At 72.0% G+C, this 19,747-nt stretch carries 15 protein-coding genes; 8 read left to right on the top strand and 7 right to left on the bottom strand.

The window, feature by feature from the left end; genetic code table 11:
* Positions 1–129: 129 nt before the first annotated feature.
* Both ACFYVJ_RS09110 and ACFYVJ_RS09105 read left to right on the top strand, forming a co-directional pair.
* Positions 130–657 (top strand): SseB family protein, encoded by a 528-nt coding sequence (locus ACFYVJ_RS09110; RefSeq protein WP_101423368.1) that lies wholly within the window; start codon positions 130–132, stop codon positions 655–657.
* A gap of 74 nt (positions 658–731) precedes the next feature.
* Entirely contained in the window at positions 732–1,685 is a 954-nt protein-coding gene (locus tag ACFYVJ_RS09105; protein WP_388888038.1) for a pirin family protein, read from the top strand.
* A 273-nt stretch (positions 1,686–1,958) separates the two neighbouring features.
* Here the strand turns inward: ACFYVJ_RS09105 and ACFYVJ_RS09100 are convergent, their stop codons facing one another.
* Positions 1,959–4,232, bottom strand: coding sequence for a SpoIIE family protein phosphatase (locus tag ACFYVJ_RS09100; RefSeq protein WP_388888035.1), 2,274 nt, complete (start codon positions 4,230–4,232; stop codon positions 1,959–1,961).
* 167 nt (positions 4,233–4,399) lie between these two features.
* Between ACFYVJ_RS09100 and aspS the strand changes: the two genes are divergently transcribed.
* The gene (aspS, locus tag ACFYVJ_RS09095; protein ID WP_388888033.1) at positions 4,400–6,163 is read left to right on the top strand and encodes an aspartate--tRNA ligase; all 1,764 of its coding nucleotides are present in this window, start codon (positions 4,400–4,402) and stop codon (positions 6,161–6,163) included.
* A gap of 168 nt (positions 6,164–6,331) precedes the next feature.
* Positions 6,332–8,845 (top strand): ABC transporter permease, encoded by a 2,514-nt coding sequence (locus ACFYVJ_RS09090; protein ID WP_388888030.1) that lies wholly within the window; start codon positions 6,332–6,334, stop codon positions 8,843–8,845.
* 123 nt (positions 8,846–8,968) lie between these two features.
* Here ACFYVJ_RS09090 and pstB read toward each other — a convergent pair whose 3' ends face one another.
* The 6 genes from pstB to ACFYVJ_RS09060 form a co-directional block, all read right to left on the bottom strand.
* Positions 8,969–9,745 (bottom strand): phosphate ABC transporter ATP-binding protein PstB, encoded by a 777-nt coding sequence (gene pstB / locus ACFYVJ_RS09085; protein ID WP_388888027.1) that lies wholly within the window; start codon positions 9,743–9,745, stop codon positions 8,969–8,971.
* Between the two features lie 24 nt (positions 9,746–9,769).
* Positions 9,770–10,837, bottom strand: coding sequence for a phosphate ABC transporter permease PstA (gene pstA, locus ACFYVJ_RS09080; protein WP_388888564.1), 1,068 nt, complete (start codon positions 10,835–10,837; stop codon positions 9,770–9,772).
* Between the two features lie 2 nt (positions 10,838–10,839).
* Positions 10,840–11,838: a phosphate ABC transporter permease subunit PstC gene (gene pstC, locus ACFYVJ_RS09075; protein ID WP_388888024.1), complete on the bottom strand. Its 999-nt coding sequence runs from the start codon at positions 11,836–11,838 to the stop codon at positions 10,840–10,842.
* 121 nt (positions 11,839–11,959) lie between these two features.
* The gene (pstS, locus tag ACFYVJ_RS09070; protein WP_388888022.1) at positions 11,960–13,099 is read right to left on the bottom strand and encodes a phosphate ABC transporter substrate-binding protein PstS; all 1,140 of its coding nucleotides are present in this window, start codon (positions 13,097–13,099) and stop codon (positions 11,960–11,962) included.
* A 75-nt stretch (positions 13,100–13,174) separates the two neighbouring features.
* A complete protein-coding gene (locus ACFYVJ_RS09065) occupies positions 13,175–13,891 on the bottom strand; it encodes a response regulator transcription factor (RefSeq protein ID WP_063610508.1) in 717 nt (238 codons plus the stop codon).
* A gap of 251 nt (positions 13,892–14,142) precedes the next feature.
* Positions 14,143–15,171, bottom strand: coding sequence for a PstS family phosphate ABC transporter substrate-binding protein (locus ACFYVJ_RS09060; protein ID WP_388888562.1), 1,029 nt, complete (start codon positions 15,169–15,171; stop codon positions 14,143–14,145).
* A 337-nt stretch (positions 15,172–15,508) separates the two neighbouring features.
* Here ACFYVJ_RS09060 and ACFYVJ_RS09055 point away from each other — a divergent pair, with 337 nt between their 5' ends.
* The 4 genes from ACFYVJ_RS09055 to ACFYVJ_RS09040 all read left to right on the top strand — a co-directional run bounded on the left by ACFYVJ_RS09055 (position 15,509) and on the right by ACFYVJ_RS09040 (position 19,572).
* A complete protein-coding gene (locus ACFYVJ_RS09055) occupies positions 15,509–16,192 on the top strand; it encodes an NADPH-dependent FMN reductase (RefSeq protein ID WP_388888018.1) in 684 nt (227 codons plus the stop codon).
* Between the two features lie 56 nt (positions 16,193–16,248).
* Entirely contained in the window at positions 16,249–17,250 is a 1,002-nt protein-coding gene (locus ACFYVJ_RS09050) for an ATP-binding cassette domain-containing protein (protein WP_388888015.1), read from the top strand.
* Positions 17,247–18,107 carry an ABC transporter permease gene (locus tag ACFYVJ_RS09045; protein ID WP_388888012.1) on the top strand — a complete coding sequence of 287 codons (861 nt, stop codon included), beginning with the start codon at positions 17,247–17,249 and terminating at the stop codon, positions 18,105–18,107. The genes ACFYVJ_RS09050 and ACFYVJ_RS09045 overlap by 4 nt, the downstream gene beginning before the upstream one ends.
* A gap of 247 nt (positions 18,108–18,354) precedes the next feature.
* A complete protein-coding gene (locus ACFYVJ_RS09040) occupies positions 18,355–19,572 on the top strand; it encodes an MFS transporter (protein WP_388888559.1) in 1,218 nt (405 codons plus the stop codon).
* Positions 19,573–19,747 lie beyond the last annotated feature (175 nt).

The following is a 19,747-nucleotide window of genomic DNA, read 5'->3' as shown; positions in this document are numbered from 1 at the left end:
AGGCATAAGGGATCAGCGACCTCCCATGATGCTACCCGTCAGTAATAAAACGCAACCCTCGTCTTGTCACATCCCTCCGGCTGGCGGAGTCCCCACCCGTATGCCCGCGGCGCGGCTAGGCTTGAATGCATGTACGGCTACGACCAGTCCGCCGGTTACGGCGCCCCGCCGGGCCACCCCCAGGCACCCCCGCCGGGCCACCCGCAGGGGCACCAGTACGCCGCGCCGCCCGGGCCGTACGACCAGCCCGCCCCCGGCTACGCCGAGCAGCCCCTCTATCCCGAGCCGTCCCAGCCCGCCCCGCCCTCGCTCGCGGACGCGGTCAAGGCGTTCACCGGCGGGGCCATCGGCTCCGAGGACTTCCAGCAGATCTTCGCCACCTCCAAGATCTACTGCCCCCGCGGCGACAACCCCGGCTTCCTCGCCCTGCACAACACCCAGCAGCCGGTGATCCCGCTCTTCAGCTCACTGAAGGAGCTGCGGCGCTACGCGGGCCGGGAGTCGAAGTACTTCACGGTCACCGGCGCGGAGGTCATCGACCTGCTGCCCACGGGGTACGGGTTCGTGCTCGACATCGAGGGCGACCACCGGATGGTCGTGGACGCGAAGGCGGTCGAGGAGATGGTCGACTTCGCGATGCGCCGGATGTACGGCTGAGCGCGGGAATGAGAAGGCTCCCGGTGGTCGTTTAACCCTCAACCATCTTGAGGCGGACCGACCGAGGAGACCCCATGCCCGCAGTCACGACCGACAACCCCCTGCTCCTCCCCCGGGTCTCCCCGCCCCCGCCCACCGCCGAGGCCCGCGCGGTGCACACCGTCAGCACCGCGCCGCAGGGCTACGAGGGCGAGGGCTTCCCGGTCCGCCGCGCGTTCGCCGGCATCGACTACGCCCGTCTCGATCCGTTCATCATGTTGGATCACATGGGTGAGGTCGACTACGGGGCCGGAGAGCCGAAGGGGACCCCCTGGCACCCGCACCGCGGCTTCGAGACCGTGACGTACATCATCGACGGCACGCTCGTGCACCGGGACTCCCACGGCGGCGGCGGGGTCATCACGGACGGCGACACCCAGTGGATGACCGCCGGCAGCGGGCTCCTGCACATCGAGACCCCGCCGGAGGAGCTGGTCGTCAGCGGCGGCCTCTTCCACGGGCTGCAACTGTGGGTGAACCTGCCGCGCGCGGACAAGATGATCCCGCCGAAGTACCAGGACCTCCGCGGCCGGGACGTCAAGCTCCTCGCCTCCGCCGACGGCGGCGCGCTGCTCCGCCTGATCGCCGGCGACCTCGCGGGCCACGCGGGCCCGGGCGCGACGCACACCCCCATCACCCTGATCCACGCCACCGTCAGCCCCGGCGCCGCGGTGACCCTCCCCTGGCGCGCGGACTTCAACGCCCTCGCCTACGCCCTCGCCGGCAGCGGCACCGCGGGCCCGGAGTCCCGCCCCTTCGCGTTGGGCCAGGCGGTGCTCTTCGGCCACGGCGAGTCGCTGACGATCCGGGCGGACGCCGTGCAGGACTCCCGGAGCGAGACCTTCGAGGTCGTGCTGCTGGGCGGGCTGCCGATCCGGGAGCCGATGATGCAGTACGGCCCGTTCGTGATGAACACCCACGTCGAACTGGCCCGGGCCTTCGAAGACTTCAAATCCGGCCGCCTCGGCACGATCCCCGCGGACGCGTAACGGCCACCCGTGCCGGAGCCCGCGGGGCACCGGGAGGATGCGCCCGTGTGGATGCAGAGGCTGCTGGACGCCACGGGCGCTGATCCCCGCGGGCACGGGATGGACTGGACGCGGGCCGAAGGGGGGCTGCGCACGAAGCTCCCCCCGGACTACAAGCCATGGGCGCCGCCTTCGGCGTAGGGGTGTTCTCCAGGTTCGTGGAGATCCTGGCGGTGGACCCGGCCTGATGGCGCTGGAGCACACCGTCGCGGCGGCTGACCGGGACAGGTTCGGTCAGTCCTCCTCGTGGAACTCGCACCAGATCTCCTTGCCGTCGCCCCGGGGCTCCGTGCCCCACTCGCCCGACAGCTCCTGGAGCAGGAAGAGACCGCGGCCCGAGGAGGACATCTCGCCCGGGTGCCGGAGGTGGGGGAGGCCGGTGTCGGCGTCGGAGACGGTGACGCGCAGGGTGCGGTTGCCGCGGGGGCCGTCGACGTCGGCGCTGATGTCGGCGTCGCTGTCGGTGTGCAGCAGTACGTTGGCGATGAGTTCGGAGAGGACCAGTTCCGCGGAGTCGACCTGCGCGGGGGCGGACCAGTCGAAGAGCATCGCGCGCAGTTCGTGGCGGGCGTCCGCGGTGCGCTGCTGCTCCGCCTGCGGGACGGTGAGGTGCATGTGGCGGCCGGTGGGGGCGGCGCCCGGTTCGCCTTCGGCCGGCGGCAGGTCGCGGCGGAGGAGGACGAGCGCGATGTCGTCCTCCCGGCGCTCGGCGTGCGGGCCGGGCGTGGCGTGGGAGCCGGGGCCGCTGACGGCGTCGATGAGCGCGTCCGCCAGCGCCTCCAGACCGTCCCCGACGTGCCCGGCGAAGGCCCGGCGCAGCCGGTCGCGGCCGGTCTCCAGGTCGTGGCCGCCGGTCTCGATGAGCCCGTCGCTGCACAGCAGCATCAGCTCGCCCGGCTCCAGGACCAGCCGGGTGACGGGGTAGTCCGGGTCCTCGACCACGCCCAGGGGCAGGCCGCCCTCGGTGGGGCGGACGAGGAGGGTGCCGTCGCCGATGCCCATGGCCGGGTCGAGGTGGCCGGCGCGGGCGATGTGGAGGGTGCCGGTGGCCGGGTCGGCCTTGATGTAGAGGCAGGTGGCGAAGCGGGGGTCGGCGTCGTCGGGCGGGGAGTCGCCTTCGAGGCCCTCGCGCTGGTTGAGCTGGGTGAGGAAGTGCGAGGCGCGGGTGAGCACGGCGTCGGGGTGGTGGCCCTCCGAGGCGTACGCGCGGATGGCGATGCGCAACTGGCTCATCAGCCCGGCGGCGCGCACGTCGTGGCCCTGGACGTCGCCGATGACCACGGCCGTCTTGCCGGACGGCAGCGTGATCACGTCGTACCAGTCGCCGCCGATCTCCAGACCGCCGCCGGTCGGCACGTAGCGCGCGGCGACGGTCATGCCCGGCGTCGGCGGCACCTCCTCCGGCATCAGGCTGCGCTGCAGCCCGGCGGACAGCTCGCGCTCGGACTCGTGGACGTGTGCCCGTGAGAGTGCCTGCGCGAGCATGCGGGCGACGGTGGTGAGCACCGAGCGCTCGTCGGGCGTGAAGGGCGCGGGATGGGAGAAGGCCGCCAGCCACACGCCGATGACCCGGCCGGCCACGATCAGCGGCACGTACGCCCACGAGCGCCGGCCCAGCCGGCCGGCGAGCCGCCACGCCTCGGGGAAGCGGCGGCGGTACTCCTCGCGGCCGGCGATGTAGATGGCGCGGCCGGTGCGGACGGCGACGGAGCCGGGGTAGTCGGAGTCGAGGGGGATGTCGTGGAAGGGCTCCTCGTCCTCGGGGCGGTAGCCGTGCTGGCCGATGACCTTGAGGTAGTTGCCCTCGACACCGAAGACGGCCATGCCGTCCGGCGAGAAGCCGGGCATCGACAGGGACGCGGCGACGCGCAGCACCTGGTCGGTGCCCCGGGACTCGGCCAGCGCGCGTCCCGCGTCGAGCAGGAACGCCTCGCGGGACAGCCGCCAGTCGCTGGTCGGCGGCGACGGCGGGGAGGCGCCGGCGCCGGGCTCGGGGTACCGCTCCGGTGCGGAGTGCTCCGGGGGCGGCTCGACGACCTCCTGCACGATGCCGGACATGACCACGTCGCCGGAGCCGGCGGCCGCGACGGGGCTGGTGGGGGCGGGTCCGGTGCCGGTTCCGGAGCCGGCGCCCGGGCCGCCCGTACCCGCGTCGGGCCCTGTGCCCGGCGCCCGGTCCGTACCGTGTCCCCCCTCCGCCGGCTCACCGTCGCGGAACGGCCGCATCCTGGTCCGTACGACCCGCAGCACCGTCCCCCGCTCGTCCACGATCCGCAGCCGCGCCTCGGCCACGGTGCCCTCCGTGCGGGCCAGGTCCATCGCCCCGGCAAGCTCGACGTAGTCCACCCCGTGGCAGCGGCCCCGGACGTCGGCCGCCGTCGTCTCCGTCGGCCGCCCGGGCAGCCCGACGAGCCGGGCGGCCTCGGCGTCCATGGTCACGGTGCCGGAGGCGGCGTCCCAGCTCCACACCCCGGTGCCGACGGCAGCCAGGACCTCCTCGGTGCGCATTGCCCTATTTTAAGGTGATTGACCGCGTGCGGCCGGGGAAGGCGGGGACGGTAGTCTTGGCGGGCTGAACACTCTCCTGGCCCAACGGGCGCCCCTTCCGGCCCCGGCGCCACCGGCCGCGAGCGACGGCAAGCCGAAGACGACGAGTCCGACGAACTGGATGGATGATGCACCGGTACCGGTCCCACACCTGTGGTGAGCTGCGCGCGAGCGACGTCGGCAGCGACGTCCGGCTGTCCGGCTGGCTGCACAATAGGCGCGACCTGGGCGGCATCCTCTTCATCGATCTGCGCGACCACTACGGCATCGTCCAGCTCGTCGCCCGCCCCGGCACCCCCGCGAACGAGGCGCTGGCGCACCTCACCAAGGAGACCGTCGTACGGATCGACGGCAAGGTCGTCTCCCGCGGCGCCGACAACGTCAACCCCGAGCTGCCCACCGGCGAGATCGAGATCGAGGTCGGCGACGTGGAGGTGCTCGGCGCCGCCGGGCAGATCCCGTTCACGATCAACGCCGAGGACGGCGTCGGCGAGGAGCGCCGGCTCGAGTACCGCTTCCTCGACCTGCGCCGCGAGCGCATGCACCGCAACATCATGCTGCGCACCGCCGTCGTCACGGCCATCCGGCAGAAGATGACGGCCCTCGGCTTCAACGAGCTGACCACCCCGATCCTCTCGGCCACCTCCCCCGAGGGCGCCCGCGACTTCCTGGTCCCCTCCCGGCTGCACCCCGGCTCGTTCTACGCGCTGCCGCAGGCCCCGCAGCAGTTCAAGCAACTGCTGATGATGGCCGGGTTCGACCGCTACTTCCAGATCGCGCCCTGCTTCCGCGACGAGGACGCCCGCGCCGACCGCTCGCCCGGCGAGTTCTACCAGCTCGACATGGAGATGAGCTTCGTCGAGCAGGAGGACGTCTTCGCCGTCATCGAGAAGGTGATGACGGAGCTGTTCGAGGAGTTCGGCGACGGCCGGCACGTCACGTCGCCGTTCCCCCGGGTCCCGTACCGCGAGGCGATGGTCAAGTACGGCTCGGACAAGCCGGACCTGCGGGCCGAGCTGGAGCTGTCGGACGTCACGGACGTCTTCGCGGACAGCGAGTTCAAGGCGTTCGCGGGCAAGCACGTGCGGGCGCTGCCGGTGCCGGCCGTGCAGGATCAGCCGCGCAAGTTCTTCGACGCGCTCGGCGACTTCGCCGTCGAGCAGGGCGCGAAGGGCCTGGCCTGGGTGCGGGTCGGCGAGGGCGGGGCGCTGTCCGGGCCGATCGCGAAGTTCCTCACCGAGGAGAACGTGCGGGTGCTCACCGAGCGCCTGGGCCTTCAGGCCGGGCACGCCGTGTTCTTCGGCGCGGGCGAGACCGGCGAGGTCTCCAAGATCATGGGCGCGGTGCGCGTGGAGGCCGCGAAGCGCGCCGGGCGGTTCGCCGAGGGCGTCTTCCGGTTCTGCTGGATCGTGGACTTCCCGATGTTCGAGAAGGACGAGGACACCGGCGCGATCGAGTTCTCGCACAACCCCTTCTCGATGCCGCAGGGCGGCATCGAGGCGCTGGAGACCAAGGACCCGCTGGACGTCCTCGCGTACCAGTACGACATCGTCTGCAACGGCGTCGAGCTGTCCTCCGGCGCGATCCGGAACCACGAGCCGGAGGTCATGTTCAAAGCCTTCGGCATCGCCGGGTACAGCAAGGACGAGGTGGAGCGCGAGTTCGGCGGCATGCTGCGCGCGTTCCGCTTCGGCGCCCCGCCGCACGGCGGGATCGCGCCCGGCATCGACCGCATCGTGATGCTGCTGGCCGACGAGCCGAACATCCGCGAGACGATCGCCTTCCCCCTCAACGGCAACGCGCAGGACCTGCTCATGGGCGCGCCCAGCGAGGTCGACGAGACCCGGCTGCGCGAGCTGCACATCGCGCTGCGCAAGCCGCAGCCGAAGTAGCGGACGAGCTTCCACACCGGCGTACGGGCCGGGGCGCCCGGCGGGCCCCCGGCCCGTGGTGGTGCCAGGTACACCCCGGAGCCGGGTGGGCATCCCATGGGGCGCGGGGACGGAAATTCCTAGGTTGATGTCATCGACATCGCAGAGGGGAACCGTCCCATGTGGGCCATGGCCATCCGTACGCTCCGCCACAGAACCGCCGCGCTCTCGGCGACCTTCCTGGCGCTCTTCCTGGGCACCGTCATCGTGATGACGTGCGGCGGTCTGCTGGAGACCGGCATACGCAACAACGCGCCGGCGCAGCGCCTCGCGGGCGCCGACCTCGTGGTCACCGGCGACCGCGACCTCCCCCGCGGCGACGAGACGGCCGTCCTCCCCGAGCGCCCCGCGCTCGACGACTCCCTCACCGCGGCCGTACGGAACGTCCCCGGCGTCGAACGCGCCGTCCCCGAGCGGGTCTTCGAGGCCGCCGTACTCGGCGACGGCGACGCCCCCGACGCACAGGCCCACGGCTGGTCCTCCGCCGCCGTCACCCCGTACGAGCTGGCCGGCGGCCGGGCCCCGGCCGGCCCCCGCGACGTGGTGCTGGACGAGGCGACGGCCCGGGCGTACGGAGTGCGCCCCGGCGACGAGGTGCGCGTCGCCGCGCAGGGGAGCGCCGAGGCGTACCGGCTGACCGGCGTGGTCCGCACCGCCCACGCCGTCGACCGCGGCGCCGTGTTCTTCACCGACGCCCGCGCCCGCGCCCTCTCCCCCGCCGTCGCCGACATCGCCGTCACGGCCGCGCCCGGCACCGGCCTCGGCGAGCTGAAGGACCGCCTCGGCGAGGTCGTCGCGGACCGCACCGCGCAGGCGCAGACCCCGGCGAAGGTCGTCTCCGGCGACGACCGCGGCGCCGTCGAGTACCCCGAGGTGCTGACCCGCAAGGAGGACCTGATCGCGCTGGCCGGCGCTTTCGGCGGGATGGCCACCCTCGTCGCGGTCTTCGTCGTCTCCGGCACGGTGGCGCTGTCCGTCGAGCGGCGCCGCCGCGAGTTCGCGCTGCTCCGTACCGTCGGCGCCACTCCGCGGCAGTTGCGCAGGCTGCTGCTCGCCGAGACGCTGATGGTCGCGCTGGTCGCCGGTGCGGCGGGCTGGTTCGCCGGGCCGCCGGCGGGGGAGCGGCTCTTCGAGGAGTTCACCGGCAGCGGCATGGTGTCGGGGGCCGTCGCGTACGAGCAGGGCTGGATCCCCGCGGTCGCCGCGGCCGGCGCGCTGCTGCTGACCTCGCTGCTCGGCGGCTTCCTCGGCGGCCGGCGCGGGGTGAAGGTCACGGCCGTCGAGGCGATGACGGAGTCGACGGTGCGGACCCGCTGGGCGACCCCGGCCCGGATCGCGGCGGCCCTGCTCTTCCTCGCCGGCGCGGTCGCGCTGGCCATCCTGACCTGGGTGCTCTTCGACGGCCCGATCGCGGCCAGCACCGCGGGACCCACCGTGCTCTGCACGGCCATCGCCCTCGCGCTCCTCGGCCCGGGGCTGACGAAGCTGTGCACCGTGCTGATCTCGGGCCCGGTCAAGGCGGTCACCGGCGCCAGCGGCGAACTCGCCGTCCTCACCGCCCGGGCCCGCGCCGTCCGGATGGCGGGCGTCGTCACCCCGGTGATGCTGGCCGTCGCCATGGCCACCGCCAACCTGTACCTCCAGACCACCCAGACCGACGCCTCCCGCGAGGCGTACGCGCAGAACCTGCGCGCCGACGCCGTCGTCGAGTCCGCCTCCGGCACCCTCGACCCGGCGCTCACCGCCGACGTCCGCGCCGCCGAGGGCGTCGCCGCGGCCGGCGCGTACGTCACCAGCACCGGCTGGATCGACGGCATCGGCGACGAGGACGGCGTACCGCTCCAGGGCATCGACGCCCGCGGCGCCGCCCGCACCACCGCCCTGGACCCGGTCGAGGGCGAGGTCGCCGACCTCACCGGCCGGACCATCGCCCTGCCCGCCGGGGCGGCGGACGGCCGGAGCGTCGGCGACACCGTCGAGGTCCGCTTCGGCGACGGCGCCGCCGCCGGTCTGCGGATCGCCGCGCTCTTCGAGGGCCGCGCCGGCTACGACACCGCGTTCGTGCCCGCGGACCTCCTCGCCGGGCACACCGACGGCGCGCTGCCGCAGCAGATCCTCGTACGCGCCGAGGACGGCACCGGCGCCGCGGCGCTGACCGCGAGCCTGGAGAAGGCCCTCGCGGACCACCCCGGCACCGCCGTCGCCGACCGCGACGAGCTGATCGAGGCGAACATCAAGGACACCGAGACCCAGGCGTGGGTCAACTACCTGATGGTCGGCATGATCGTCGCGTACACCGCGATCTCCGTGGTCAACAACCTGGTGCTCTCCGTCTCCGGCCGCCGCCGCGAGTTCGGGCTGCAGCGGCTGGCCGGCGCCACCCGCAGGCAGGTGCTGCGGATGCTGACGATCGAGGCGCTGATCGTCGCCGGGATCGGCGTGGCCCTCGGCACGGCGGCCGCGGCCACCGCGCTGGTGCCGTTCAGCCACGCGGCGGCGGACAGCCTGCTCCCCTCGGGGCCGCCGGCCATCTACGCCGCGGTGGTCGCCGGTGCCGTGGCCCTCGCCCTCACCGCCACCCTGGTGCCGGGCTGGGCGGCGCTCCGGGCGCGGCCCGCGGAGGCGGCGCTGGCGGAGGAGTGAGCGGCAGGGCCCGCCCCGGGTGCGGGGCGGGCCCTGGTGTCTTGCGGCGGCACCGCCAGGCAGCACCGCAAGACGGCTCGGCCGGCCGGGTTCCCGCGGGGGATCCCGGCCGGAGTCGTCGGCTCAGCCGAAGCGGCCCGACACGTAGTCCTCGGTCGCCTGCACCGACGGGTTGGAGAAGATCTTGTCGGTGTCGTCGATCTCGATGAGCCGGCCCGGCTCGCCGACGGCGGCCAGGTTGAAGAACGCGGTACGGTCCGAGACGCGCGCCGCCTGCTGCATGTTGTGCGTGACGATGACGATCGTGAACCGCGTCTTCAGATCCCCGATGAGGTCCTCGATGGCGAGGGTGGAGATCGGGTCGAGCGCGGAGCAGGGCTCGTCCATGAGGAGCACCTGCGGCTCGACGGCGATGGCGCGGGCGATGCACAGGCGCTGCTGCTGGCCGCCGGAGAGGCCGGAGCCGGGGCGGTTGAGGCGGTCCTTGACCTCGTTCCACAGGTTCGCGCCGCGCAGGGACTTCTCCACCACGTCGTCCAGTTCGGACTTCTTGTAGCGGGAGTTGAGCTTCAGACCCGCGGCCACGTTCTCGTACACGCTCATCGTCGGGAACGGGTTGGGCCGCTGGAAGACCATGCCCACCACGCGCCGTACGGAGACGGGGTCGACGCCGCCGGCGTAGAGGTTCTCGTCGTCCAGCATCACCTTCCCCTCCACCCGCGCGCCCGGGATGACCTCGTGCATGCGGTTGATGGTCCGCAGGAAGGTGGACTTGCCGCAGCCGGACGGGCCGATGAAGGCCGTCACGGACTTGGGCTCGACGGCCATCGAGATGTCCTCGATCGCCTTGAAGTCGCCGTAGTAGGCGGTCAGGCCGCTGATGTCGATGCGCTTGGCCATGTCAGATCACTTCTCCTCTGGCCGTCAGCGGCCGGTTTTCGGGGCCTTCCAGCGGGCTATGCCGCGGGCCAGCAGGTTGAGGATCATCACGAAGACGATCAGGACGAGGGCGGCGGCCCAGGCGCGGTCGAACGACGCCGACGTACCCGCCCCCCACTGCTGGTAGATGTACAGCGGCAGGGACGCCTGGCCGCCGTCGAAGGGGTTGTTGTTGATCGCGGGGCTGCCGAAGACGAGCAGCAGCACGGGGGCGGTCTCGCCGGTGATGCGGGCGACGGCCAGCATGACGCCGGTGGTGATGCCGCCGATGGAGGTGGGCAGGACGACCTTGAGGATCGTCTTCCACTTCGGTACGCCCAGGGCGTACGACGCCTCGCGCAGCTCGTTCGGGACGAGCTTCAGCATCTCCTCGGTGGAGCGGACCACCACGGGCATCATCAGGATCGCCAGGGCCAGCGCACCGGCGAAGCCGGAGTAGCCGAAGTCCAGGATCATGATCCACAGGCTGAGGACGAACAGGCCGGCGACGATGGACGGGATGCCCGTCATGACGTCGACGAAGAACGTCACCGCCTTCGCCAGCGCCCCGCGGCCGTACTCCACCAGGTAGACGGCGGTCAGCAGGCCGATCGGGGTGGCGATCAGCGTGGCGATCAGCACCTGCTCGATGGTGCCCATCAGCGCGTGGTAGACGCCGCCGCCGGGTGCGACGTTGACCACGCCGCTCATCGAGTGGGTGAGGAAGTAGCCGTCGGTGACCTTGATGCCCTTGCTGACGGTCTCCCAGATCAGCGACGCCAGCGGGACGACGGCCAGCAGGAACGCCACCCAGACCAGGGAGGTCGCCAGCCGGTCCCGCGCCTGCCGGCCGCCCTCGACCGCGGTCGAGATGACGTACTGGCCGAGGACGAAGAGGATCGCCGCGATCAGGCCCCACTGGATCCGGCTGCCGAGGTCGGCGAGCACGCCGATGGCCACGGCCAGGACGACGGCGCCGGCGGCGATGCCCAGGGGCGCGAAGCGGGGCAGCCGCGGCTGCTTGATGCCGAGCCGGTCGACCGGCCGCTTGTCGGCGATGGTGTCCACGCTCATGCTCATGCGTTGGCCCCCGAGTACTCCTTGCGGCGCGCGATGATCAGCCGGGCGGCGCCGTTGACCAGCAGCGTGATGACGAACAGCACCAGGCCGGAGGCGATCAGCGCGTCCCGCCCGAACTGCCCGGACTCGCCGAACGAGGCGGCGATGTTCTGCGCGAACGTACCGCCGCCCGCCTGGAGGATCTCCGCCGACAGCAGCGCCGACGGCGACAGCACGGTGGCCACCGCCATCGTCTCGCCGAGCGCCCGGCCGAGGCCCAGCATCGAGGCCGAGATGACGCCGGAGCGGCCGAAGGGCAGCACCGTCATGCGGATGACCTCCCAGCGCGTGGCGCCCAGCGCCAGCGCGGCCTCCTCCTGGAGGCGGGGGGTCTGGGCGAAGACCTCGCGGCTGACGTTGGTGATGATCGGCAGGATCATCACGGCCAGCAGGATGCCGGCGGTCATCAGCGAGCGCGGCGCGGTGCCGTCGAAGGAGAGTACGACGGTCCAGCCGAGGTAGCGGTCCAGCCACTCGTACGTGCCGACCAGGTGCGGCACCAGGAACAGGGCGCCCCAGAGGCCGTAGACGATGGACGGCACGGCGGCCAGCAGGTCGATGACGTACGCGATGGGCGCCGCCAGCTTGCGCGGCGCGTAGTGGGTGATGAACAGCGCGATGCCCACGGCGATCGGCACCGCGATGACCATCGCGACGATCGAGGAGACGACCGTGCCGAAGGCCAGGACGGCGATGCCGAACTTCGGCGGGATGGAGTTCGCGTCCCACTCGAAGGTGGTGAGGAAGTTGCCCTCGTTGTCCGCGAGGGCGATGGACGCGCGGTACGCGAGGAACGCGGCGATCGCGGCCATGATCAGCAGCAGCGTGATCCCTGACCCCTTCGACAGGCCGGAGAAGACCTTGTCGCCGCGGCGGGAGCCGCCCTTGCCGTTCGACAGCAGGACCTGTGACGGCGGTGGGGCGGGGGTTTCTATGTCGGTGGGTGGAGCAGTCATACGTGAATCTCCGGTCTGGTGTGGGGCGACGGCGCGGTCTGCGCCCGCGTCCCGGCGGCGGTGCACCGGATGGCCCCCCGCCGGCCGGACGGTGTGGTTCGCCGGCCAGCGGGAGGGGGGATCAGGAGAGGGTGTCGACGGTCTTGGCGACCTCGGCGGCCATCTCCGCGGGCAGCGGGGCGTAGCCGACGTCGACGATCGACTGCTGGCCGGCCTCGCTGGCGGTGTAGGCGAGGAAGGACTTCACCGCGTCCAGGGACTCCGGCTTGTTGCCCTTGTCGCACGCGATCTCGTACGTCACGAGGGTGATCGGGTACGCGCCGTCCTCCTTCGTGGCGTAGTCCAGCTCAAGCGCCATGTCGGGCGCCTGGCCGACCCGCTCGCCGACGGCGATGGCCTGGGAGGCGTTCTCCACGGTGGCCTCGACGGGCTCCGCGGCACCGGTGTCCAGCTTGACGGTGCTCAGCTCGTTGGACTCGGCGTGCGAGATCTCCATGTACGAGATGGCGCCGTCGGTCTGCTTCACCTGCGAGGACACCCCGGCCGAGCCGGTGGCGGCCTGGCCGCCCTCGATCGGCCACTTCTTGTCGGCCTCGTCCGGCCAGGCGTCCTTCACGACCGTGTTGAGGTACGCGGTGAAGTTCTCGGTGGTGCCCGACTCGTCGGAGCGGTGCACGGGCTGGATCTTGGTGTCCGGCAGCTCGGCGTCGGGGTTCAGCTTGGCGATGGCCTCGTCGTTCCACTGCTTGATCTCGCCGTTGAACACGTTCGCCAGCGTCTCGGCGTCGAGCACCAGCTCGTCCACGCCCTCCAGGTGGTACGCGATGGCGACCGGGCCGCCGACCATCGGCAGGTTGATGCCCTGACCGCCGGAGCAGACCTCCTTGGACTTCTCCACCTCCTCCGGCTCCAGCGCGGAGTCGGAGCCGGCGAAGGCGGTCTGGCCGTTGAGGAACTCCTCGATGCCCGCACCCGAGCCGACCGGCTTGTAGTTGACCGTCACGTCGGGGCAGGCGGCCTGGTAGTCCGCGACCCACTGCTGTACGGCGTTGTCCTGGGAGCTGGCGCCCGAGGCGAGCAGCTCGCCGCTGCCGCCGCACTTGATCTCGCCGGCGGCGGCGGAGCTCTTGTCGCCGCCCTTGGCCTTGTCGTCGCCGGAGTCCGAATTGTCGTCCGAGCCGCACGCCGAGAGGACGAGGGCGCTGGAGAGGGCGAGTATGCCTGCCGCGGTGCGGTACCGGATCTTGCTCTGAGACTTCACTGGGGACTTTCCTTCCTGAGGCCGCACTTCCAGGAGCGGCTTGATAACAAATCGAGACGAACTGAGTTGTGGGGTCTAGGGGAGGTCCGCGGTCGGCGGCACGAAGCGGTAGCCGACGTTGCGGACGGTGAGGATGATCCGTGGATCGTGAGGGTTGTCCCCGATGCGGTCGCGCAGCCGACGGATGTGCACGGCGATCGTGTTGGACTTCGGTGCGCTGCCACCCCACAGCTCGGCGCTGATCTGGTCTCGGGTGACGACCTTCTCGGCGTTGGCCACCAGCAGGTGCAGCAGCTTGAACTCGCGAAGCGGAAGCTGCACCAGCCGGCCGTCGACGCGGGCCTCGAAGGTGGCGGGGTTGACGCTGTACGGACCTGAGGCCACCGTCTGGTCCACGTCGTACGTCGCCGGGCTGGCGACGCCGAGCATCTTCAGGACCTCGTACGGCCGGTAGGGCCGGGCGACGCAGGCGCTGGCCCCGGCGGTGAGCGCCTCCACGGCGTCCTCCGCGTCGTCGGGGCCGACGCCGATGATGACCGGCGTGGCGCTGCGTCGCCGCAGCACCTCCACCACTCGGGCGCCGGGCACGAGCGGCAGCTTGGCGCTGACCAGCAGTGCGTCGGGGGACTGCAGGCCGACCTGGAGCAGCGCCTCCGCTCCGTCGGAGCAGAAGACGACCTTCACCTGATGGCCCGACAGGTGCTCCGCAAGATCGTGCGCCACCTGTTCGTCCGGATCGGCGAGCAGCAGGACATGTCCGTGTCGCTGGCCGGGTATCGCCGGTGTGTCCATCGGTCGGTCACCACCCCCTTCGTCGCCTCTCATGGAAATCCGTGTCTGCGGACTCGGCCGGTGGTGGCGGTTAACTGAAGGTGAACATCGGAACAGGAGTGCGTGATGCCGTTATCCGCCCGTTATGAACGGCGTGATCCACGGCATCCTGAGCCCCGCCGGGCGTGGTGTGGCTCACCTTTCCGGCCGCCTGCGGGACCGCCTGCGGGACCGCCTTCCGGGGCGTCGTGCGGGCGCGTGGCCGGGCCGCCTCACAGGCCGCCCGAGCCGCCCGAGTCCCCGCCCGTGTCGCCCGCGCCGCCGGGCCGGTCGCTGTGCTCCTTCAGCCGCGCCAGATCGCGCTCCAGCTTCTTCTCCTGCGCCTCGCTGAGCGGGATGTAGCCGGCCTCGGAGGCGAAGTCCGTGTGGCTGTCCACGTAGAACTCGACGAACCCCTCCACCTCGGGGCGCTCCAGCGCCTTCGCCGAGGGGTAGATGAACAGCGGCCTGGCCAGCGGCTTGTACGAGCCGTCCTGGACGGACACCGTGCTGGGCGCGACGCAGCCGTCGCCGGCGTCGATCTCCAGGGCGCGCAGCTTGTCGCGGTTCTCGTCGAAGTAGGTGAAGCCGAAGTAACCGAGCCCGCCGGAGTGCTCCGCGACGCCCTTGACGAGGGTGTTGTCGTCGCTGCTCGGGGTGAAGTCGGCGCGGGACGCCTTCTCCTCGCCGTTGATGGCCTCGGTGAAGTAGTCGAACGTGCCCGAGTCGGTGTCGGGCCCGTAGAGCTGCAGCGGCTCGTCCGGGAAGGCGGGGTCGACCTCCTGCCAGCTCGCCAGCGTGGAGCCGGGCTCCCAGATCCGCTTGAGCTGGTCGGTGGTGATGCAGTCGATCCAGTCGTTGCCGCGCGGGACGACGACGGTGAGTGCGTCGTTGGCGATCGTCAGCTCGCGGTACGGCACGTCCCAGTTGGCGCAGGTCTCTTTCTCGAAGTCGTTGATCGGCCGGGAGGCGTCGGATATGTCCGTTTCCCCCACGCAGAACTTGTCGAAGCCGCCGCCGGTGCCGGACGCCCCGACCTTGACCCGTACCCCCTGCTCCTGCCGGCCGAAGCGCTCGCCGGCGAGCTTCGTCAGCGGCTCCACCGTGCTGGAGCCGTCGATCGTGACCGTCCCGGCCAGCCGCTCCGGCCGGTCCTCATCCGAGCTGGCCTCGCTCTCGCCGCCGCAGGAGACGAGGGAGGCGACGGCGGCCGGGGCGAGGAGGAGGGCGCCCAGGCGGGCGGCGGTGCGCTTCGTCTGCATCGGGCTCACGGGCTCTCACTGCTCTCCGCTGATCGATTCGGACATAACTCGGGTCCTGTATCGAAGTGGCGGCAGTCGGCCATGCGGGGCGGCTTCGGTGAGCAAGGGATGAACAGTGGACGACCAGACATGATGCCGTTATGCGGCTGTGATGAAAGCGCGGATCACGGGGCGAACGCGCAGGCGGGAGCGGTGTACGCGGCCCATGTCCGCCCCCCGCGCGGCGGTGCGCGCGGCCCGCTAGATCGGATCTAGCGGGCGCCTGCGGGTTTCTGGCGCCTGAAGGGTGAAGGCCCGGGGCGCACCGCCCGGGGCGGCCGAGACCGGGAGGTGCCCGATGCGGAACGGAGAGTCCGGCGTACGCGAGACGCCCTGCCCCGCGGCGTCCGGCCCCTCGGGCGTGTCCGGCCCTCCGGATGCGGTCGGCCCCCCGGATGCGGCCGGCGCGGGCGCCGGGCTGCGGATCGCGTGCATACTCGGCGGCCAGGAGGAGCCCGACTGCCGCCCGCCCGCCGTGGCCCACTGGCTCGGCGAGCTGGCCGGCGACCGCGGCGACCTGACCCTGCGCGTGGTGGACCTCGCCGACTACGACCTCCCGCTGCGCTACCCCGCGCACCCCACCGAGGAGATGGCCGCGTTCACCGCGGAGCTGGCGTGGGCGGAGGGGTTCGTCGTGGTCACCCCCGAGTGCAACCGCAGCTTCCCCGCGCAGCTCAAGCACGCCATCGACACCGGCTACGACGAGTGGCACGCGAAGCCCGTCGGCTTCGTGTCGTACGGCTTCGGCTGCGACGGCGTGCGCGCGGTGGAGCACCTGAGGTCGGTCTTCACCGAGCTGCACACGGTCACGGTGCGGGACTCGGTCGGAATCGACCTGCGCTTCACCGATGAGAAATTCCCGGCCGGCGGGTCCCTCTACTCGGACGGGCTGGTACGCGCCGCCGGCGCCCTGCTCGACCAGCTCACCTGGTGGGGTCTCGCGCTGCGGGAGGCCCGCGCGACGCGGCCGTACGTGGCGTGACGGCGTAGCAAAAGCCACATATATACCTGATGTTGGAGAATCTGGAGAAGAAGCACATGACTAACGACCCGTCCGGCCTGGCGATCGAGACGTCGGGACTTGTGAAGGTGTTCGGCGAGACCCGCGCGGTGGACGGCGTCGACCTCGCCGTCCCCAGCGGCACCGTCTACGGCGTCCTCGGCCCCAACGGCGCCGGGAAGACCACCACCGTGAAGATGCTCGCCACCCTGCTGCGCCCCGACGGTGGCGAGGCCCGGATCTTCGGCAAGGACGTCGTCCGCGACGCGAACGCCGTGCGCTCCCGGGTCAGCCTCACCGGCCAGTACGCCTCCGTGGACGAGGACCTGACCGGCACCGAGAACCTGGTGCTGCTCGGCCGCCTCCTCGGGCACCGGCCCGCGGCCGCGCGCGTGCGCGCCGCGCAGTTGCTGGAGGCGTTCGGCCTCGGCGAGGCCGCGGACAAGCAGGTGAAGAACTACTCGGGCGGCATGCGGCGGCGCATCGACATCGCCGCGTCCATCCTCAACACCCCCGACCTGCTCTTCCTCGACGAGCCGACCACCGGCCTCGACCCGCGGAGCCGCAACCAGGTCTGGGACATCGTCCGCGCGGTCGTCGCGCAGGGCACCACCGTCCTGCTCACCACGCAGTACCTGGACGAGGCGGACCAGCTCGCCTCCAGGATCGCCGTCATCGACCACGGCAAGGTCATCGCCGAGGGCACCAAGGGCGAGCTGAAGGCGTCCGTCGGCGCCGGCTCGGTCCACCTCCGGCTGCGCGACGCCGCGCAGCGCGCGGAGGCGGTCGCCCTGCTGGAGACGGCGCTCGCCGGCGCCCAGGTGCAGCTCGAATCCGACCCGGTCGCGCTCACCGCCCGCGTCGGCAGCGGCGACAACGGGCACAACGCGGCCGCCCAGGCCGCCGCCGCGCTGGCCGAGCTGGCCCGCGCGGACATCACCGTGGACAACTTCTCGCTGGGTCAGCCCAGCCTGGACGAGGTCTTCCTCGCCCTCACCGACCGCCCGGCCGGTGCCGGGACCCAGGAGGCAGCAGCATGAGCACCGCGACCGAGACCCAGACCCAGGGCCGTACGGAGGACCTGGCGCCGGTCACCACCGAGAGCCTGGCGGAGCTGCTGGTCTCCAAGGAGCGGCCGGCCCGGCCGAGTCCGTGGTCCGCCTCCGTGACGTTCGGCTGGCGCGCCGTGCTGAAGATCAAGCACGTGCCGGAGCAGCTCTTCGACGTCACCGCCTTCCCGATCATGATGGTACTGATGTACACGTACCTCTTCGGGGGTGCGCTGGCGGGCTCCACGTCGGACTACCTGCAGTACCTGCTGCCGGGCATCCTGGTGATGAGCATCGTCATGATCACGATGTACACCGGCATCTCCGTCAACACCGACATCGAGAAGGGCGTCTTCGACCGCTTCCGGTCGCTGCCGATCTGGCGCCCCGCGGTGATGGTCGGCTACCTGCTCGGCGACATGCTGCGCTACCTCATAGCGTCGGTGGTGATGGTCGGTGTCGGCCTCATCATGGGCTTCCGCCCGGACGGCGGCGTGGTGGGCGTGCTCGCGGGGGTGGCGCTGCTGATCGTCTTCTCGTTCGCGTTCTCGTGGATCTGGACGATGTTCGGCCTGCTGCTCCGCTCGGAGAAGTCGGTCATGGGCGTCAGCATGATGGTCCTGTTCCCGACGACGTTCCTCAGCGACATCTTCGTCGATCCGTCGACGATGCCGGGCTGGCTGCAGGCGTTCGTCAACAACAACCCGGTGACGCACCTCGCTTCCGCGGTCCGCGAGCTGATGCACGGCGAGTGGCCGGGTGCGGACATCGCGTGGACACTGGGCTGGGCGGGCGTGATCGTGGCGATCTTCGGCCCGATCACGATGCGCCTGTACGCCAGGAAGTAACGCGACGCGAGAACGCGCCACTGCACGCGACGGGCCCGTCCCCTTCCGACCGGAAGGGGACGGGCCCGTTCACGTCCGCCAACCGGTCTGCTAGTTTCGGCCGCATGTTCCTCCTCTGTGCATAGGAGCCGGCGCCGCCGCGCCCCACGGGCGTGGCCGTATGCCGCCCATGCACGCCTTGGAGCGCCGGTGCTCCGCGCTCTCTTCACCGAGGAACACCACCATGTCTGCGCCGTCGTACGCGGCTTTGCTGCGCATTCCCCATGCCTCCCGCACCTTCGGTGCCGCCCTGCTGGGGCGGCTCTCGTACGGGATGGTCTCCCTGTCGCTCCTGCTCTCCGTCAAGGAAGCCACCGGATCGTACGCCGCGGCCGGGGCCGCCCTGGCGTGCTTCGGGGCGACCAGCGTGACCCTGTCGCCGGTACGGGCCGGCTTCATCGACCGGCACGGCCCGCGGCGGGCGCTGCCGCCGATGGCCGCCGCGTACGCGGTGCTGCTGGCGGTGCTCGCCGCCGTCACCGCGGACGGCGGCACGGGCGCCGCGTGGCTGACCGCGCTGGCGGCGGGTGCCGGGGCGCTGACGCCGCCGCTGGGGCCCGTGATGCGGGTGCTCTGGAGCGACCTGGTGCCGCCGGGACTGCTCTCGCGCGCGTACAGCCTGGACTCGGTCGCCGAGGAACTGCTGCTCGTGACCGGGCCGTTGCTGGTCGGCGCGATCGTGACCGTGGCGCCGGCGCCGGTGGGCCTGGCGGCGAGCGCGGCCCTGATCCTCTGCGGCACGCTGGCGCTGGTCACCTCCCCGGTGGCGGCGAGGAAGGGCTCCCGGGCCACGGCGCGCAAGACGCCCGGCCGCACCCCCGGTGTCCTGCGCGGGAACCTCCCGATGAAGCAGGCGGTCATCGGGGTGGCCGGGGTGGGGGTGTGCCTGGGGGCGCTGCAACTGCTCGTCGTCGCCTTCGCCGACGAGCACGACGCGGCGGGCCTGGTGCCGTGGATCCTCGCCGCGATGTCCGCGGGCAGCGCGGTCGGCGGGCTCGTCTACGGAGCCGTCGCCTGGCGCGCACCGAGCACGCGGCGGCTGCCGGTACTGGCGGGGGCGCTGGGCCTGCTGCTCGCCGCGACGGGCCTGGCGCCGCACCCGTACGTGCTGCTCGGCTGCGCCGCACTCGTCGGGGTCTTCGTGGCCCCGGGCATCACCACGGCGTACCTGATCGCGGACGAGTCGGCCGGCCCCGGGACCCGTACGAAGGCGGGGGCATGGGTCAACACCGCGCTCAACGCCGGTTCCGCCACGGCCACCGCCGCCACCGGCCTCCTGATCGACAACGCCCCCCTCCCCCTGTGCTTCGCCCTGACCGCGCTCCCGGCGATCCTGGCGGCGACCACGATCACGGCCATGCGAGTACGCCGTGGCGGGGACGGTGGAGAAGCCGGTCAGCGCCTCGCGCCCGACGCGGCCGTGTGACTCCGCCCGGCCACCGGCATGCCGTGGTGCGCCCGGTGGGCGGGCCGACCGGGCGTCGCTCGCGCCGCCACCTGTGGCGGCGGGAACAGCGGTGGGCGGCGCCCCGCCTCCTCGCGCGCGTACCGTTCTCGCCCTGACCTTCCGCCCCCGCTATGCGCACCGACCCACCCCGGCC

It is taken from the genome of Streptomyces sp. NPDC004134, assembly GCF_042874195.1.
Taxonomy (GTDB): Bacteria; Actinomycetota; Actinomycetes; order Streptomycetales; family Streptomycetaceae; genus Streptomyces.
Note: the sequence above shows the minus strand (reverse complement) of the source record. Positions and strands in the feature narration are given on the sequence as shown.

Bases quoted from the DNA above. Each gene is read 5' to 3' on its own strand.
- ACFYVJ_RS09110 (WP_101423368.1), top strand. From the start codon at position 130: ATGTACGGCTACGACCAGTCCGCCGGTTACGGCGCCCCGCCGGGCCAC.
- ACFYVJ_RS09105 (WP_388888038.1), top strand. From the start codon at position 732: ATGCCCGCAGTCACGACCGACAACCCCCTGCTCCTCCCCCGGGTCTCC.
- ACFYVJ_RS09100 (WP_388888035.1), bottom strand. From the start codon at position 4,232: ATGCGCACCGAGGAGGTCCTGGCTGCCGTCGGCACCGGGGTGTGGAGC.
- aspS (WP_388888033.1), top strand. From the start codon at position 4,400: ATGCACCGGTACCGGTCCCACACCTGTGGTGAGCTGCGCGCGAGCGAC.
- ACFYVJ_RS09090 (WP_388888030.1), top strand. From the start codon at position 6,332: ATGGCCATCCGTACGCTCCGCCACAGAACCGCCGCGCTCTCGGCGACC.
- pstB (WP_388888027.1), bottom strand. From the start codon at position 9,745: ATGGCCAAGCGCATCGACATCAGCGGCCTGACCGCCTACTACGGCGAC.
- pstA (WP_388888564.1), bottom strand. From the start codon at position 10,837: ATGAGCGTGGACACCATCGCCGACAAGCGGCCGGTCGACCGGCTCGGC.
- pstC (WP_388888024.1), bottom strand. From the start codon at position 11,838: ATGACTGCTCCACCCACCGACATAGAAACCCCCGCCCCACCGCCGTCA.
- ACFYVJ_RS09065 (WP_063610508.1), bottom strand. From the start codon at position 13,891: ATGGACACACCGGCGATACCCGGCCAGCGACACGGACATGTCCTGCTG.
- ACFYVJ_RS09060 (WP_388888562.1), bottom strand. From the start codon at position 15,171: ATGCAGACGAAGCGCACCGCCGCCCGCCTGGGCGCCCTCCTCCTCGCC.
- ACFYVJ_RS09055 (WP_388888018.1), top strand. From the start codon at position 15,509: ATGCGGAACGGAGAGTCCGGCGTACGCGAGACGCCCTGCCCCGCGGCG.
- ACFYVJ_RS09050 (WP_388888015.1), top strand. From the start codon at position 16,249: ATGACTAACGACCCGTCCGGCCTGGCGATCGAGACGTCGGGACTTGTG.
- ACFYVJ_RS09045 (WP_388888012.1), top strand. From the start codon at position 17,247: ATGAGCACCGCGACCGAGACCCAGACCCAGGGCCGTACGGAGGACCTG.